Annotated in this window: 17 protein-coding genes and 1 pseudogene; 6 read left to right on the plus strand and 12 right to left on the minus strand. The window is 35.2% G+C overall.

The window, feature by feature from the left end; translation table 11 throughout:
- Positions 1–549: 549 nt before the first annotated feature.
- On the plus strand, positions 550–852 hold the full coding sequence (locus DT250_RS15110) for a hypothetical protein (RefSeq protein WP_306426517.1): 303 nt from the start codon (positions 550–552) through the stop codon (positions 850–852).
- 107 nt (positions 853–959) lie between these two features.
- Here DT250_RS15110 and DT250_RS15115 read toward each other — a convergent pair whose 3' ends face one another.
- Positions 960–1,340: a hypothetical protein gene (locus tag DT250_RS15115; protein ID WP_002127497.1), complete on the minus strand. Its 381-nt coding sequence runs from the start codon at positions 1,338–1,340 to the stop codon at positions 960–962.
- 666 nt (positions 1,341–2,006) lie between these two features.
- Here DT250_RS15115 and DT250_RS15120 point away from each other — a divergent pair.
- Together DT250_RS15120 and DT250_RS32270 are read left to right on the plus strand one after the other, a co-directional pair.
- The gene (locus tag DT250_RS15120; protein WP_002168337.1) at positions 2,007–2,375 is read left to right on the plus strand and encodes an FtsB family cell division protein; all 369 of its coding nucleotides are present in this window, start codon (positions 2,007–2,009) and stop codon (positions 2,373–2,375) included.
- A gap of 198 nt (positions 2,376–2,573) precedes the next feature.
- Positions 2,574–2,630 (plus strand): annotated as a pseudogene (locus DT250_RS32270) (exosporium leader peptide-containing protein); the annotation flags it as partial.
- Positions 2,631–2,647: 17 nt separating this feature from the next.
- On the opposite strand, the gene DT250_RS32275 reads toward DT250_RS32270, so the two are convergent.
- A complete protein-coding gene (locus DT250_RS32275) occupies positions 2,648–2,842 on the minus strand; it encodes a hypothetical protein (protein ID WP_255450154.1) in 195 nt (64 codons plus the stop codon).
- Between the two features lie 45 nt (positions 2,843–2,887).
- A complete protein-coding gene (locus DT250_RS32280; RefSeq protein ID WP_002085442.1) occupies positions 2,888–3,103 on the minus strand; it encodes a hypothetical protein in 216 nt (71 codons plus the stop codon).
- Between the two features lie 317 nt (positions 3,104–3,420).
- Between DT250_RS32280 and DT250_RS15130 the strand changes: the two genes are divergently transcribed.
- Complete coding sequence (locus tag DT250_RS15130; RefSeq protein WP_044440827.1) at positions 3,421–3,618, plus strand: hypothetical protein; 198 nt, start codon at positions 3,421–3,423, stop codon at positions 3,616–3,618.
- 442 nt (positions 3,619–4,060) lie between these two features.
- Here DT250_RS15130 and DT250_RS15135 read toward each other — a convergent pair whose 3' ends face one another.
- From DT250_RS15135 to DT250_RS15170, 8 genes are all read right to left on the minus strand, one after another.
- Positions 4,061–6,001 (minus strand): AMP-binding protein, encoded by a 1,941-nt coding sequence (locus DT250_RS15135; protein ID WP_149213287.1) that lies wholly within the window; start codon positions 5,999–6,001, stop codon positions 4,061–4,063.
- Between the two features lie 49 nt (positions 6,002–6,050).
- Entirely contained in the window at positions 6,051–7,592 is a 1,542-nt protein-coding gene (locus DT250_RS15140; protein WP_088609798.1) for an acyl-CoA carboxylase subunit beta, read from the minus strand.
- A 2-nt stretch (positions 7,593–7,594) separates the two neighbouring features.
- Positions 7,595–8,383: an enoyl-CoA hydratase gene (locus tag DT250_RS15145; RefSeq protein ID WP_088609799.1), complete on the minus strand. Its 789-nt coding sequence runs from the start codon at positions 8,381–8,383 to the stop codon at positions 7,595–7,597.
- Positions 8,384–8,387: 4 nt separating this feature from the next.
- On the minus strand, positions 8,388–9,299 hold the full coding sequence (mvaB, locus tag DT250_RS15150; RefSeq protein ID WP_088609800.1) for a hydroxymethylglutaryl-CoA lyase: 912 nt from the start codon (positions 9,297–9,299) through the stop codon (positions 8,388–8,390).
- A gap of 21 nt (positions 9,300–9,320) precedes the next feature.
- Positions 9,321–9,536, minus strand: coding sequence for an acetyl-CoA carboxylase biotin carboxyl carrier protein subunit (locus DT250_RS15155; protein WP_001987345.1), 216 nt, complete (start codon positions 9,534–9,536; stop codon positions 9,321–9,323).
- 26 nt (positions 9,537–9,562) lie between these two features.
- Positions 9,563–10,900 (minus strand): acetyl-CoA carboxylase biotin carboxylase subunit, encoded by a 1,338-nt coding sequence (locus DT250_RS15160; protein ID WP_000486754.1) that lies wholly within the window; start codon positions 10,898–10,900, stop codon positions 9,563–9,565.
- 15 nt (positions 10,901–10,915) lie between these two features.
- On the minus strand, positions 10,916–12,061 hold the full coding sequence (locus DT250_RS15165) for an acyl-CoA dehydrogenase (protein WP_000397260.1): 1,146 nt from the start codon (positions 12,059–12,061) through the stop codon (positions 10,916–10,918).
- 216 nt (positions 12,062–12,277) lie between these two features.
- The gene (locus DT250_RS15170; protein ID WP_087986147.1) at positions 12,278–13,246 is read right to left on the minus strand and encodes a YbgA family protein; all 969 of its coding nucleotides are present in this window, start codon (positions 13,244–13,246) and stop codon (positions 12,278–12,280) included.
- A 465-nt stretch (positions 13,247–13,711) separates the two neighbouring features.
- Between DT250_RS15170 and DT250_RS15175 the strand changes: the two genes are divergently transcribed.
- Positions 13,712–14,227 (plus strand): DUF3231 family protein, encoded by a 516-nt coding sequence (locus DT250_RS15175; RefSeq protein ID WP_087986148.1) that lies wholly within the window; start codon positions 13,712–13,714, stop codon positions 14,225–14,227.
- A gap of 172 nt (positions 14,228–14,399) precedes the next feature.
- Entirely contained in the window at positions 14,400–14,699 is a 300-nt protein-coding gene (locus DT250_RS15180; protein WP_060488913.1) for a WGxxGxxG family protein, read from the plus strand.
- Positions 14,700–14,898: 199 nt separating this feature from the next.
- On the opposite strand, the gene DT250_RS15185 is transcribed toward DT250_RS15180, so the two are convergent.
- Positions 14,899–15,552: a TetR/AcrR family transcriptional regulator gene (locus tag DT250_RS15185; RefSeq protein WP_060488911.1), complete on the minus strand. Its 654-nt coding sequence runs from the start codon at positions 15,550–15,552 to the stop codon at positions 14,899–14,901.
- Positions 15,553–15,569 lie beyond the last annotated feature (17 nt).

Here is a 15,569-nt window from a genome sequence, read left to right on the forward strand (position 1 = left end):
AACCTCACCCCCTAATCCTTTCTATTAGTAAAGTATGTCCACAAGCTTAAAAGTGTAAGAGACAAACACATAGAAAGGAAAAAACAAACAATTGTATTAGACATTCTTTTCTTTATTAACTATAAAAACAGGCCTCTAACAATTTGAAGCTTGTTTAATGAGGGGAATTGGATTTAATTCTGCTGAATTTAAAGTTTAGACAACCTCTTATAAGTCAGCTCCTTTAAGAGTCCCCAGCTTTTCCTATTACTTCACATATACCATATACATAGGCTTTGTTTGCATTAATATAGTACCTTTGCTGTTGTGAAATATACATTCAAAAAAGCGTACTCCAAAATAAGATATTATTTAAAATCTTAACGTTTCCTTCAACAAGTGTTTGTTGATTAATATCATAACCAGTAGTTCTCTCAACTATCTCCTGAAAATTAGCATAGTTTGTATGAATTCTATATCTAGTAGAAAGCACTCTATCATATAAAGGTAAAATAATAGGTTAATAAACAAGCCATTCTTTTACTAAAACATAGAATAGTATGAATCCTATTGAAGGGAGGTATAAAAGAATGTCCTGGAAAAATGATTGCTGGAGTTCTAAGAAAAAGCATTGTTGTGATGACTGGTGGAAATCTAAAGAAAAGAATCATTGTGATGATGATTGGAGTTCTAAGGAAAAGCATTGTAATGATGATTGGTGGAAATCTAAAGAAAAGAATCATTGTGATGATGATTGGAGTTCTAAACGAAATAAGTGTCGTTGTAAATGTTTCTTTATTTGTTGTCATTGTAAAAGAAAAAATTGGTAATATTTTCGATATCGACTTAAAAGAGAGAACATGTCTTTTGTGACCGATAAATACTAGAATGTAATATACAAAAAGCTGACTAAGTATAGTCAGCTTTTTGTCAATGAACACGTAGAGATTTATTTTAATATAGTTCTTATTAGAAAAGGATTATTTTATATAGATTACTATAAGCATCCATAAAGCCAAGGCGCCAATGATAGCGAGCGCTATACGTGTAGATAGTACCCTTAATTCAAAGTCTGTTTTCTTGGAGGGTTCAGGATATGCAATTATGTAGATTCCCTTTAATAATGCAAGCCATGCAATAACCGTTAGGAACCCCTGCCAATTGAATACCCATACATTATGTAGGATTACACTACCTAACCCTAGGAAAATCGATAGAAAACCATACATAATACCAAATCCTCTGTCTTCAACCACTAATTTTTTCAATTCACGTAGTACCGATGGACGTACGAAAAGTATTCCCGATACGATAACCGTTATCCATCCCCAAAACAATCCTAAAAAAGTACTAGTTTCCATTATTAGTTCACTCCCCTCAATTATTTATATTTCAGATATTCCCCCCTTTAGAACAATTCCAACATCTTTATATATAGGCTAAATTCTGCTCTTTTTTAATACAAACATGGCATATTCTATGCCCATCCTTAATCACCTCATTTCTCTACAAAATGAAATTTTTATATCATTCTTCATCATCATCTATCCGAATCAACCGAAGTCGCTTTGTACTATTACCGCACACTTTTTCATAGCTTGGAGCTAACATGCACCAAAGCCAATATAATGATTTATTCGCCTTTTCACTAACCTCTAAAATTGTCCCCTCTGTAATAAAATGATCACCTTAATACAATGTATACTCGCTTGTCCCATGGAATCATCATTATTCCCCTCCCTATTAAAATAGCGTTTTTGTTTCAAATAATGCTCTCATTAATTTGGAAGCATTTACCAGTATATTTACCAAAAAATTCATGATATCGTTAACTAGTCGAGTACGTCATTACTTGACGATTACCCTTAGGAGCCCTGCAGACAATCGGGGTTCCTTTTATTTAAATAAGGATTTTGTTTAAACTTTACAAAACTCACCTATATTAAACTATCTTCTAAAATTCCCATTGAACATTTATAATACTTTTAAACAGTTTAAATTCTACAATCAGTAATGGAGGCATTTTAATGGGAAACATCCCAAAAATATCATCACAACAATCAAATCCTAAGATACCCTCACAGCAAGTGAACGCTAACACCAAACAAGGTAATAATAAAAAAACAAGACGCCGTATTATAACTACTTTAGCTTTTATATTACCTATAATTTTTGTCCTTCAATATTCTCTTAATAACCAGCAAGAAATGATTAAAGAGAAACAAATCACGGTTAATACGGAGCAACAAAAATTATCTTCTTTAAAGAAGGATGGTCATTCCCTTAAAAATGATGTTAAGGCTTTAACAGGTAGTGAAGAAGAAATTTTAAAATTCGCAAGGAAACTGTATGGATTTTCCAAACCGAATGAAACTATATTTCAAATAACTGAATAAAATTACACTGCATTACCCAAAAAGGCGATTTGACGATAATCGCCTTTTTATATTTAATTTCTAAAATAAACATACTAATTTCTTTTTCTATCAAATAACTATTTTGTTTAATTTATTAAAATACAACCACTTGTCCATTTCACATTGCTCTATCATTACATTTACTATTAGTAATACGATTTTTAGAGGTGATAAATAATGGACGAGTTTTTATATTTTGCTGCACTTAATCCGGGTTCTATTGGACCTACACTTCCACCTGTTCAACCCTTTCAATTCCCTACTGGTCCCACCGGTTCTACAGGAGCTACTGGTTCTACCGGACCAACTGGACCAACCGGATCAACCGGATCAACTGGTTCTACCGGACCAACCGGATCAACCGGTTCTACCGGTTCTACCGGACCAACTGGATTTAATCTTCCTGCTGGGCCTGCCTCTATTACCTTGACTTCTAGCGAAACCACAGCATGTGTATCCACTCAAGGAAATAATACTTTATTTTTTTCGGGTCAAGTATTAGTAAACGGTAGTCCTACTCCAGGAGTAGTGGTCAGTTTTTCATTCAGTAACCCTTCTCTTGCTTTCATGGTTCCTCTTGCGGTCATTACCAATGCTTCAGGTAACTTTACCGCTGTATTTCTAGCCGCTAATGGGCCTGGAACAGTAACCGTTACTGCTTCACTTCTTGATTCTCCTGGAACAATGGCTAGCGTCACTATTACCATTGTGAATTGTTCATAATGGTTTTATTTTTAAGGACTAAGCAATATCTAATAAGATGAGCACTGATTTACAGTGCTCTTTTTTATCATTGGGATGTTCCTTTCAAATAAAATTTCGTAACACCCTACTAAAATAACGCTTTTATTAAGAACTAATGATCTTTATATTTCTTAAGCTTGTCATCACAAGTAATTTTTATAATTAGTTAAATTCTCAATATAGTTTATGTATATAATTCCATTCAAAGATACATAATACCCACGTAACTATTTAAAAGCACTTCGTTTTTATATCTAAGTTCAAAAAGGAGCTACATAACATGGATAAAAAAGATTTATTAAGTCAACAACTTGATCATGTGTCATCAGATGCGCTGAATACTCCTAGTAAGGCCCAAGAGCAAATGCAAGAAACATCTCAGGAGGCACATGATTCAAACAAAAAGGACAGTACTCAAGCTTTACATGGCGAAGATTTACCAATTTCAGATGTATATAGAACAACGAACAAACAGTAAATTTAAAAGGGAAAAATCTTAAGAACCAGTGAACTTAATTCTTTTCCCTTTTCCTATTTGAATAACACTTTTATATGAAACCCGTACACATTTTTGACACATCCACTATCACAATCTCCTGAAAATTCGTGATAATATTAATTTGTCGGATACGCCAAATTTCGACATTGAACGACAATGATATCTCCCTTATTGAATCCCTGTCCCCCAGGGATTTCTCCTTTTATTCATTACTTTTTTCTTCACTAAATTTTCATTCTTAACAAAATTCAATCACTCCATTGAATAGACAGCCATAGTATCCTATTTTGATAAAAACTAAAAACAAACAGATATACTTAACACTAATAGTAGATTTTTTAACTTCAAATTTACTTTTTCTCTCTTATCTTTTTGTAAACATTAAAAATGAGCTCTATGTAAATAGAGCTCATTCGTAATTTTATAGTTTGCTAGACTGTAACCCCTGAATAAACGGAACTACTTCAGGATTTACAAGTGACGATAAATCTCCTAACTCTTTTCCTAAGTAAGCTGTTTTAATAACACGTCGCATTACTTTAGAATTTCGTGTTTTTGGTAAATCTTCTACAACGTGAATATCTTTTGGACACAATGCTTTTCCGATATGAGAGTTTACTAAACTCATTAATTCTTTCTTTAACTCTCCTGTGAATGTTACATCGTCCCTTAATACTACAAAACAATGACAAACTTCACCTTTTACATCATCAGGTACTCCAATCGCGGCAGCTTCTATGACATCATTATGCTTCACAAGAATAGATTCATATTCTGCAGGTCCAATACGTTTTCCAGCAATGTTTAACGTATCATCTGAGCGTCCTGTAATAATATATTGCTCACCATCATAAATCACCCAGTCACCATGAACCCATTTGTTTTCAAAACGTGACCAATACGTGTTCACATAACGCTCATCGTCTTCCCAGAAACTTTTCGTCATACCAACCCAAGGTTTCTCTAAACATAATTCTCCAACTTCATCACGAATTGGATTGCCTTGATCATCGAGCACAACCGCTGCCATTCCTGGTAAAGATGCGTTAAAACTAATCGGTGCAATTGGTTTAATAAGGACGTTTCCGAAAATCCCACCAGAAATTTCAGTTCCGCCTGAATAGTTACAAATTGGTACATTATTTTTTCCAACTGTTTCAAATAGCCACATCCAAGGATCTGGATTCCAAGGTTCACCTGTTGATGCGAATACTTCTAAACTCTTGAGCGAATGTTTATTTACATAATCATCACCCTTTGCCATTAACGCACGAATTAATGTTGGTGATATACCGAGATGTGTAATTTCATATTTATCAACAGTCTCCCATAAACGATCTGCTTCTGGGAAATCTGGAACACCTTCGTACATAACCATCGTTGCTCCATTAATGAGAGAGCCAAATAATAAAAACGGTCCCATCATCCAGCCCATATCAGTTACCCATAATACGCGGTCACCTTGTTTGATGTTCATTCCAAATCCTGCATCAAATGCAGATTTCAAAGGGAAACCAGCATGTGTATGTACTGTTCCTTTCGGTTTCCCAGTTGTACCTGATGTATAAATGAGCATTAACGGATCATCACTATTCATCTCTTCAGCATGTGTAAATGGTTTTTCTTTTTCTAGCGCACTCCATGGGAAATCATAATTATGTGGTGTAAAATCATTTCCTGCATGACGAACAATAACAACTTTTTCAACAGTTGGACAATGTTCGCAAGCTTTATCTACTTCGTCTTTTAATGAAACAACTTTACCCCGGCGTGAAAAACCATCTGCAGTAATGATCATTTTTGATCCTGCCGCTTGTACACGAGTCATGACTGCATCAGACGCAAATCCTGAGAATATTGGTGAAATAATTGCTCCGATTTTCATAACAGCTAGCATTGCAACAACTGTTTCTGGAATCATCGGCATATAAATTGTTACACGGTCACCTTTTTCAATACCCGCATGTTTCAAACCGTTTGCAACGCGACTTACCCAGTTGTCAAGCTCTTCATATGTAAATGATTTTGAAGTTCCATTTTCTCCCTCGTACTGTAGTGCTGGTTGCGTTCTTGTTTCATCATCTGCAAGCCAGCGTGATAAAACTGATTCTACAACGTTACATGTTCCGCCATTATACCACTGTGCAAACGGCGTACCATTTTCTAAATCTAGCACTTCTGTATAAGGCCTCATCCATTGATAGCCAACCGCTTTCTCAGCTTCTCCCCAAAACCAATCTGTTTCTTCAATAGATTTATTATAAAACGTTTCATAATCTTCATAGCCCAATGATTTCATCCAACCATATAAACGCGTTTTTTCTTTATATTCTTCTGTTGGAAACCAAACTGCTTGTTTCAATGTTTTCCCCTCCTTGACTTTTTGAGCAAGAAAGCCCTAAATAGGGCTTTTAAACTGGATAAACAGGATGTTTACGATCTGTAAATACTTGATATTTACTCATATACATTTCGAATCGTCCTTTTAACTCTTCTCTTAAATTGTTTGGATGAACAATACCATCAATGACCATCTCTGATGCCAAATGGTAAATATCAATATCTTTCTTATACTCTTCGCGTTTTTCAGCAATGAAGCTATCACGCTCTTCTTCTGGTAAAGCTGCAATCTTATTTGCATATACAGCATTAACTGCCGCTTCTGGACCCATTACTGCAATAGAAGCTGTCGGTAATGCTAGGCAGCAATCTGGTTCAAAGGCTGGACCTGCCATTGCATATAAACCAGCACCGTATGCTTTACGAACAACGATAGAAATTTTCGGTACAGTTGCTTCACTCATTGCAGAAATCATCTTTGCACCATGACGAATAATACCCGCACGCTCTACTTTTGTACCAATCATAAATCCAGGTACATCTGCAAGGAATAACAACGGAATATGATATGCATCACATAAATTAATAAATTTCGCTGCTTTATCCGCAGAATCGTGGAATAATACGCCGCCTTTCATACGCGGTTGATTCGCAATAATACCAACTGGCTTACCATCAATACGTGCCAAGCCTGTAATTAGTTCTTGAGCAAATAATTTTTTTACTTCATAGAAAGAACCTTCATCAATAACTCTATTAATGAGATCTTTCATATTGAAAGGAGCATTTTGATTTTCTGGAATGATTTGTTCTAACGTTTTTTCGAATTGTTTCGGTTCTTGAGGTGTAACCAATGGAGTCTTCTCTAAGTAGTTGTTTGGAAAATATGAAATGTATTGTCTTGCTTGTTTAATCGCATCTTCTTCTGTTTTACATAAAACATCTCCGCATCCTGATACAGAGCAATGCATACGAGCTCCGCCCATCTCCTCTAAAGTTACCTTCTCGCCGATAACCATCTCCGCCATACGAGGAGAACCTAAGTACATAGATGCATTCCCTTCTACCATCATAACAATGTCACAAAAGGCTGGAATATATGCGCCACCAGCTGCCGAAGGTCCAAATAATAAGCATACTTGAGGAACTTTACCTGATAATTTCACTTGATTGTAGAAGATTCTTCCTGCACCACGGCGCCCTGGGAACATTTCTACTTGATCTGTAATACGCGCTCCAGCAGAATCAACTAAATAAAATAACGGAACACGTAATTTTTCTGCCGTTTCTTGAATACGTAAAATCTTTTCAACTGTACGTGCGCCCCATGATCCAGCCTTTACCGTTGAATCATTTGCCATTACGCATGCAGTACGACCATGTATTTTACCCGTTGCCGTTATAACACCATCAGCAGGTAATCCTGTTTGTTCACAATTTGCAAATAATGCATCTTCTACATATTCACCATTATCAAATAAAAGAGCTAAGCGATCTCGAACGAATAGTTTTCCTTTTGCTTTGTTTTGTTCATGATACTTTGGTGCGCCGCCTTGTTTAATCGCTTCAACTCGTTCTTCAAATGTATTCGATTGTTGTTTTTGGTCTAACATATTTACTCCCCCTTATACATTGGTGTGCGTTTTTCCTTGAATGCTTGTAATCCTTCTAATCTATCTTTCGTATGGATTACACCTTCATACGCTTGTTTTTCCATTTGTAATCCGGTATGTAAATCAACTTGAATACCGTTTGAAATTGCTTCTTTTGCCAATCGAACAGCAATAGGACCATTACTAGCAATTTTCTCTGCTATTTCAATCGCTTTCTCTTCAAGTAAATGAGCTGGTACAACAAATTCTACTAAACCATATTCTTTTGCTTCTTGCGCTGAAATACGTCTGCCTGTATAAATTAATTCTTTCGCTCTACCAACACCAATTAATCTTGGTAAACGCTGCGTACCACCTGCTCCTGGTATAATTGCAAGTGTAGTTTCAGTAAGACCAAGACTTGCAGATTTAGCCGCAATTCTAAAATCACAAGCTAAACTTAATTCCGTACCACCACCAAGGGCGATTCCGTTTATAGCAGCAATAACTGGCTGTGGTAATTGTTCAACCATCTCCATAGTAGTGCGAATCATACTAACAGCATGGCGAACTTGTTCCTCATTCATACCAGCACGTTCTTTTAAATCAGCACCAGCACAAAACGCTTTTTCACCAGCACCTGTTAAAATAACTACACGAGTATTGGACTCTTCACTTATTTGAGTTAATATGTTTTGTAACTCTTCTAATAACGCTAAAGATAATGAGTTTGCTTGTCTTTCACGATATAACGAAATCTTTACAACGTGAGGTGTTACATAATTAACTGAAATGTTTTGTAATTGTAGCATCTTCTCACCTACTTATCGTTTTATGTTGAAGCGCTCTATACACATGACTCGGTAATTGGATATTTAATTTACTTTGAATGAATTGACTCGCTTTCAATAACTTCTCTTCATCAATATTCGTTTGGACCCCTAACTTATGAAGCATATGAACTAAGTCATCGGTTGCAACATTGCCTGATGCTCCTGGTGCATATGGACAGCCCCCAAGACCACCACAAGAACTATCAAATGTTGTAATACCATATTCTAATGACTTAACTACATTCGCCAGAGCCATTCCATACGTATTATGGAAGTGCATTGCAAACTGCGAAGCATCATATTTCTTTAATAAATGTTCTAATACTCGCTCTACTTGTAGTGGATTCGCTACACCAATCGTGTCACCAAGAGATACTTCATAAATGCCGTATGAAAATAGTTGATTACATAATTCGTCAACTGCTGTGGCACTTATATCCCCTTCATAAGGACATCCAAATACAGTAGAAACATAGCCTCTTACCTTTTTTCCTTCGAATAATGCCTGTTTTGTTATATCTTCAATTACAACTAATGCTTCTTTAATTGATTTATTAATATTACTTTTATTATGAGATTCACTTGCTGATAAAAAAACATTCACCTCATCTACATTTTGCAAAAAAGCTCGTTCCAAACCATTTTGATTTGGAACAAGCGCTGCATAAGTAACATTGGGATCCCTTTTCAGCTCAGAAAACACATCATTTGCATCTGCTAATGCAGGGACCCATTTAGGGTGAACGAATGAGGAAACTTCAACGTACGATAATCCCGCCTGTGTAAGTAGTTGAATCCATTTTACTTTATCTTTTGTGCCAACAATCTTTTTTTCATTTTGTAAGCCATCACGTGGCCCGACTTCTTTAATGACAGCAAAATTAGGTAGTTTCAATTCGCTTCCCCCTATATCTCCCTATTCAATTTCTAGTAATACATCTCCTTCATTTACAAAATCGCCTTCTTGCACATTAATTTTCATAACTGTGCCAGCTTCTTCTGAAATGATTGGAATTTCCATTTTCATAGATTCCAAAATGACGACATCCTGCTCTTCCTCTACTGTATCTCCTACTCCTACAACAATCTTCCATACATTTCCTGCCATCGATGCATATACCTTCGTCATCATTTTTTCCCCCTTAATATTGTTAAATCTTATTTTTTAACAAGTTGTTTCGTTACAAAACCTGTTGTATAAATACCACTTTTGAACACATCGTCTTCCAATACTTGAAGTAACATTGGCGTGTTCGTTTTAATACCTTCTACTTTTAATTCTTCTAAAGCATCATGTAATTTTGAAATTGCTTCTTCACGAGTTTCACCATGAGCAATGACTTTCGCAATCATTGGATCGTAGAAAGGTGTAATCGTGACTTGATTCTCCAAAAAGTGATCAATACGTACATTTGATGGAAGCGTTAAATCTGTAATCTTTCCAGGTGATGGGAAGAAAGTTTTCGGATCCTCTGCATAAATACGTGCCTCAATGGCATGACCACTACGTTTTACATCATCTTGTGTAAATGATAGTTTCTCACCGTATGCAATTAGAAGTTGTTGTTCTACAAGATCTAAACCTGTAATTTCTTCTGTAACTGGATGCTCTACTTGTAATCTCGTATTCATCTCTAAGAAATAAAAGTTCTTCTGATCATCTACAAGAAACTCAACTGTACCTGCATTTGTATAGCCTAGAGCTTTGGCAGCTTGTACAGCAACTTCCCCCATCGCTTTTCGCGTACCTTCATCTAAAAATGGTGAAGGTGCTTCTTCAATTACTTTTTGATTTCGGCGCTGCACGGAACATTCACGCTCCCATAAATACACTGTGTTACCATGTGTATCTGCTAAAAGCTGAATTTCAATATGGTGTGCATCTGCAATATAGCGCTCTAAATACATTTCTCCGTTACCGAAGAAGTTTTGTGCTCTTGTTTTGTTACTTTCAAATGCTTTGGTGAGCGTTTGCTCAGTTTCCATCAACTGCATTCCAATGCCTCCGCCACCTGCGGATGCCTTCAGCATTAGTGGATAACCAATTTGTTTTGCAATTTCAATTGCTTCTTCAGCAGTTTCAATATTTGTAGTAATACCTGGAACTACTGGGACATCTGCAGCTTGCATTGCAATACGAGATTCGATTTTACTTCCCATCTTCGTAATAATTTCTTCAGATGGACCGATAAATACAATTCCTTCTTCTCTACAGCGAACCGGAAAAGATGGATTCTCTGATAATAATCCATATCCCGGATGGATTGCTTCAGCATTTGTCTTCTTAGCTATTTCAATAATTTTTTCAAGGTTTAAATAGCTTTCTTGGACACGCGGTCCACCTACTAAGTAAGCTTCATTTGCCATTTTTACATGTAGGGCATTTTCATCAGCCTCAGAATAAATAGCAACAGTGCGAATGCCAAGTTTTTGACAAGTTTTCATAATACGAACTGCGATTTCCCCGCGATTAGCAATTAATATTTTTTGAAACATAGTGATTCCTCCTTTTTATCTACATCCTAAATGTCTTGCAATTACGAGACGTTGAATTTCAGAAGTTCCTTCACCAATTTCTAATAGTTTTGCATCACGAATATGTCGTTCCACTTCATATTCACGCATATAGCCGTATCCACCGTGAATTTGTACCGCTTGATTTGCAATACGACTAGCAGCCTCAGATGCAAATAACTTTGCCATAGCCGCTTCTTTACCGAAAGGTTTATCATTATCTTTTAACCAAGCTGCTTTATGTACTAAATTACGTGCAAGTTCTACTTCAGTCGCCATATCAGCTAATTTAAATTGAATCGCTTGGAAATTAGAGATTGACTTTCCAAATTGTTGACGTTCTTTCGCATATTGCAGCGCACGTTCAAATGCAGATTGTGCAATACCTACTGCTAATGCTGCGATTGAAATACGTCCTCCATCAAGTGTATATAAGAATTGTTTAAATCCTTTATTTACATCACCAAGAATATTTTCTTTCGGTACACGTACACCATCAAGTACGATTTCACATGTATTAGAAGCACGAACACCCATCTTATCGTAAGGACTTGAAATCGTTAATCCTTCACTTGTAGTCGGTACGATAAATGCCGAAATACGCTTTCTACCATTATCTTCAACACCGTTGATAGCGGTTACGATAATTGTATTTGCATACTCTGCATTTGTAATCCAACACTTTTCACCACTAATAACATACTCGTCTCCATCTAATACAGCTTTCGTTTGTGTACCACCTGCATCAGATCCAGCGTTCGGCTCAGTTAATCCGAAAGCACCTAAAGTTTTACCTGATGCCATTGGAATTAAATATTTCTGTTTTTGTTCTTCTGTACCGAAATAATAAATTGGAGAAGCACCTAATGAAATTGTTGCAGCGTAACTTAATCCTGTCCCACCACAAGCACGACCAATTTCTTCAACTGCTAACGCGTACGATACAGTATCGCCACCTGAACCTCCATACTCTTCAGGGAATGGGATTCCTAATAATCCTAGTTCGCCCATTTTTTGAAATGTTTCATATGGAAATTCCGCAGTTTTGTCATAATATACAGCTTTCGGTGCGATTTCCTTTTCAGCAAAGTCACGTACCATTTCTTTAATCATTTGTTTTTCGCGAGTTAGAGTAAATTCCATTCCGCTACACACCCCTTATCGAATATTGAGTTTCGACAGCGTGCGAGTTTCTACTACAAACATTACGAATTAAAAGACACGAATATTAGTTAGATAATTGCTATAATTCTGTCATAACTTAATTTTAAAACAGATTCTGTACTAATGCACAAAAAAATTCCTACATTGTTCTACAACAACATAGGAGTTTTCTTGTCGAATTATGTAATTTATTGTTTAATAATCTCTACCTTTTCCCGAATCAGAAATTTCTACTAAAGCTTCAGGGTAAGGTTCAAAATATGTTTGTCTTAATAAATACTTTTCGTCAAATCGAATGGCCCATGATTTTAAAATTGCAAGTAAGCTACTAAGCGGGACTTTCTTTTCTATATACTTTTGTATCAAATCTAAAAAATGATCTTTTTCTTGTTTTTTCAGCTTAGTTTTAAAATATCCAAAAATATGCTCACATACATTTACATTCGATGTATAGCGGGGTGTGCGCATAAATAATTCATATAAAGTCTTCTCATAGTTTTCAAATACCACTTCAATCGTTTCATTTTTTTGGTTTGCAATAATACGCCCCAATTCCTTTTGTTTTACCTGATTATATGCCATAAATAAATACTTATAGTCTGATTGAAATGATACGAGTTCTTTTATGTTTTTAGTATGTTTAATCATTTTGTAATGCGCGATTGTAAACAGCCTTGTAAAGAAATGTTCTCTAATAATAAAATTCGACAATCTACCCTCTTCTTCAATTGGAAGATGCGAAAAATTTTTTATTACTGCTCCGCCAAATAAGCCAGATCCCTTTCCTTTTGCTGGTGCTTTTTCAAAACCAGAATAAATTTTCACATCACGCGTACCACAACTCGGCGAACGATTCTTTAAAATAAAACCATCCACATCAGATATCGTTTGTAAAAAGACATATGAAAATTGCTCCATTTTTTCAGTTACATCTTCTCGTGTCGACGGCTGTACAAGCCTATTCACACCATTTTCTTCTACAATTCGTATCGTTTCACGAGGAGTCCCCAATCCGATCTCGACTTCTGGACAAACAGGTATAAATGTAACAAATGGCTGCAAATTTCGTATTGTTACATCTGGTATCATCTCTGCATTATAACGACAGGCATCAAATTCTAAACATTTACTTACAACTATTGTTGGTTTTGCAAATTGCCGCATTTCATTACCTCCATGGTATCAATCCATACAATCTAAATTGTACTGATATTAGTATCTTAAGCAAAGTCTGTTTATATTGATTATTTTTATAATAACTATAAATTTAATGCTATATCAACTGCAATTCAAATCTATTTCGTATATGTATTAACAAGTTCTTGTACAAACTTGTTAATACATTTTTGTCTAAACACAATCCATCTTTACTAGCATAGTTACAGATTCTTTCCTCTCCTCTTTACATTTAAATTAAAATAAGTCTTAATACGAATTTTAATCCCAAGTTATTTGGAATATATTCTTTATATTTGTACATTATAGACTGAGAAAGTATTACTTGTAGTTAGGGTGTTCCAAATGAATTTTAGAAACCTACTTTCTTTATTGCGGAACATTTTCAGAAGCATTTTTTCTTTGGTAAAAAATATTTCAAAAAATCCATTTATTTTAAGGAGGCATATTAAAATGGGAGTATTAAGTGGTAATCCCCAAAATGAACCAATGCATTACGGAGAAGTCTTTGCAATTTGGAGTTATCTTGCAGGGGCACAAGGTGCCATTGCTGGTTACCAAGTTCTTGTCAATCATTCTGGAGACGAGGACTTAAAAAAGTTTTTAGAAAATCTTATAGAAAATGATATCCAATCAGAAGTTGAAGAACTAAAAAACTTGTTAAAATCAAACGGTGTGGCATTACCACCAGCACCTCCAGAGCGTCCAGTTGCATCTATTGAAACAATCCCTCCTGGTGCTCGTATTAATGACGCAGAAATTGCAGCTAAAGTTTCTATGGATCTTGCTGCTGGACTAGTAGCATGTAGCCAAGCGATGGGACAATCACTTCGAGAAGACGTAGGAATGATGTTTGGACAATTCCATATGAAAAAGGCACAAGCAGGGGCTACCTTACTACGGTTAAATAAGAAAAAAGGCTGGATTATTCCTCCTCCTTTACATGTTCTTCAATCTGATCAAGCATAACATGGCATAAGCGGTTAACTTTTGTTAACCGCTTCGTTGTATTTACCTGTCCTTTTAATAATGGAGATTAAAGATAGTTCTAATAATTTTAACTTTATGATTTAGATACTGTGATACGAATAATGTACAAAAGCAATGGAGAAATTAATACATAAGAAAGGAGGGGAAATTTATGAAGAAAAAATTATCATCTATTTTAAGTGTTTTAGCACTATCTATTATGTTTTTAGGCACATCTGCCCAAGCTGAATACGATGGAAATCATATGAATAGAGTTAATAACACTGATATGTCAACTCGAGTTAATGATAATAACTTGAACAGAGTTAATAATGATGTAAGAACTCGAAATGTAAATACGACAAATGATTTAAATAATAATCATGATAGAAATAATAATTGGGCTTGGCTGGGTTTATTAGGTCTAGCAGGATTATTAGGTCTTAGAAGAAGAGACAAAGAAGTACGTTAATCTAGAATGTTTTTCATAAACAAGTACTTATTTATCAAAATTGTATAATGAATATAAATCGCCTTTTTAAAGGCGATTTATTATTTGCTTAAAAATAGTATATGTAATTCACACATCAACATATTTTTACTTATGATTAAACCTATTAAATTACATTTATTTAAATACCAAAAATCAAACTCCTGAAATGCTGTTATAGTTAGATTCGTGGCGTTAATCCATACAATATAAATTGAATCGTATTTTCAATTTCCACTTCATCATCCCATTTTTCTTCAGGCAATAATAAAAATCGTGTTAATAGTAAACCTAATACAGCTGATAAAGTAAGACGTAATACAGAAGATGGTGGTATCTCAATAATTTCTCCTTTATCTTGAAACTTCACAATCAACTTTTTGAAATGTGAAAACAGTTCCGTTTCTACTAATTGTTGTATTTCATTTTTTAGCTCTGGTTGAAATGGTACTTCTTGAATTAATATTTTAATCATAGGAAAGTGCTTTTGAGCAAATTCAAATCTATTATGAATGACAACTCGTAAAAGTCCCTCATATGATTCATACTTCGATTTAAATATTTCCTTTGCAAAGGCTTGTACGAAAAATGGTGCAGCAAACTTTGTTAATGTCGGCATGACGACCGCTAACAATAAATCTTTTTTCGTTTTATAGTAGCGGAAGATTGTTCCTTCCGCTACACCAGCACGCTTTGCAATTTCACTTGTAGAAGTTGATGCATATCCTTTTTCTCCAAACATATCAACAGCTGCCTCTAAAATACGCATTTGACGTTCATTTCGTTTATCCGTATTAGTTGCGGCAATTAATTCATCCAACCAATCCTTCTTCATCTATAATGCCCCTTTGT

Origin of the sequence: Bacillus sp. AR2-1 (genome assembly GCF_008368755.1) — a bacterium.
GTDB lineage: Bacteria > Bacillota > Bacilli > Bacillales > Bacillaceae_G > Bacillus_A > Bacillus_A wiedmannii.

Bases quoted from the DNA above. Each gene is read 5' to 3' on its own strand.
- DT250_RS15185 (WP_060488911.1), bottom strand. From the start codon at position 15,552: ATGAAGAAGGATTGGTTGGATGAATTAATTGCCGCAACTAATACGGAT.
- DT250_RS15160 (WP_000486754.1), bottom strand. From the start codon at position 10,900: ATGTTTCAAAAAATATTAATTGCTAATCGCGGGGAAATCGCAGTTCGT.
- DT250_RS15140 (WP_088609798.1), bottom strand. From the start codon at position 7,592: ATGTTAGACCAAAAACAACAATCGAATACATTTGAAGAACGAGTTGAA.
- DT250_RS32280 (WP_002085442.1), bottom strand. From the start codon at position 3,103: ATGGTAATAGTGACGCTAGCCATTGTTCCAGGAGAATCAAGAAGTGAA.
- DT250_RS15115 (WP_002127497.1), bottom strand. From the start codon at position 1,340: ATGGAAACTAGTACTTTTTTAGGATTGTTTTGGGGATGGATAACGGTT.
- DT250_RS15180 (WP_060488913.1), top strand. From the start codon at position 14,400: ATGAAGAAAAAATTATCATCTATTTTAAGTGTTTTAGCACTATCTATT.
- DT250_RS15175 (WP_087986148.1), top strand. From the start codon at position 13,712: ATGGGAGTATTAAGTGGTAATCCCCAAAATGAACCAATGCATTACGGA.
- DT250_RS15165 (WP_000397260.1), bottom strand. From the start codon at position 12,061: ATGGAATTTACTCTAACTCGCGAAAAACAAATGATTAAAGAAATGGTA.
- DT250_RS15170 (WP_087986147.1), bottom strand. From the start codon at position 13,246: ATGCGGCAATTTGCAAAACCAACAATAGTTGTAAGTAAATGTTTAGAA.
- DT250_RS15145 (WP_088609799.1), bottom strand. From the start codon at position 8,383: ATGCTACAATTACAAAACATTTCAGTTAATTATGTAACACCTCACGTT.
- DT250_RS15120 (WP_002168337.1), top strand. From the start codon at position 2,007: ATGGGAAACATCCCAAAAATATCATCACAACAATCAAATCCTAAGATA.
- DT250_RS15155 (WP_001987345.1), bottom strand. From the start codon at position 9,536: ATGATGACGAAGGTATATGCATCGATGGCAGGAAATGTATGGAAGATT.
- DT250_RS15130 (WP_044440827.1), top strand. From the start codon at position 3,421: ATGGATAAAAAAGATTTATTAAGTCAACAACTTGATCATGTGTCATCA.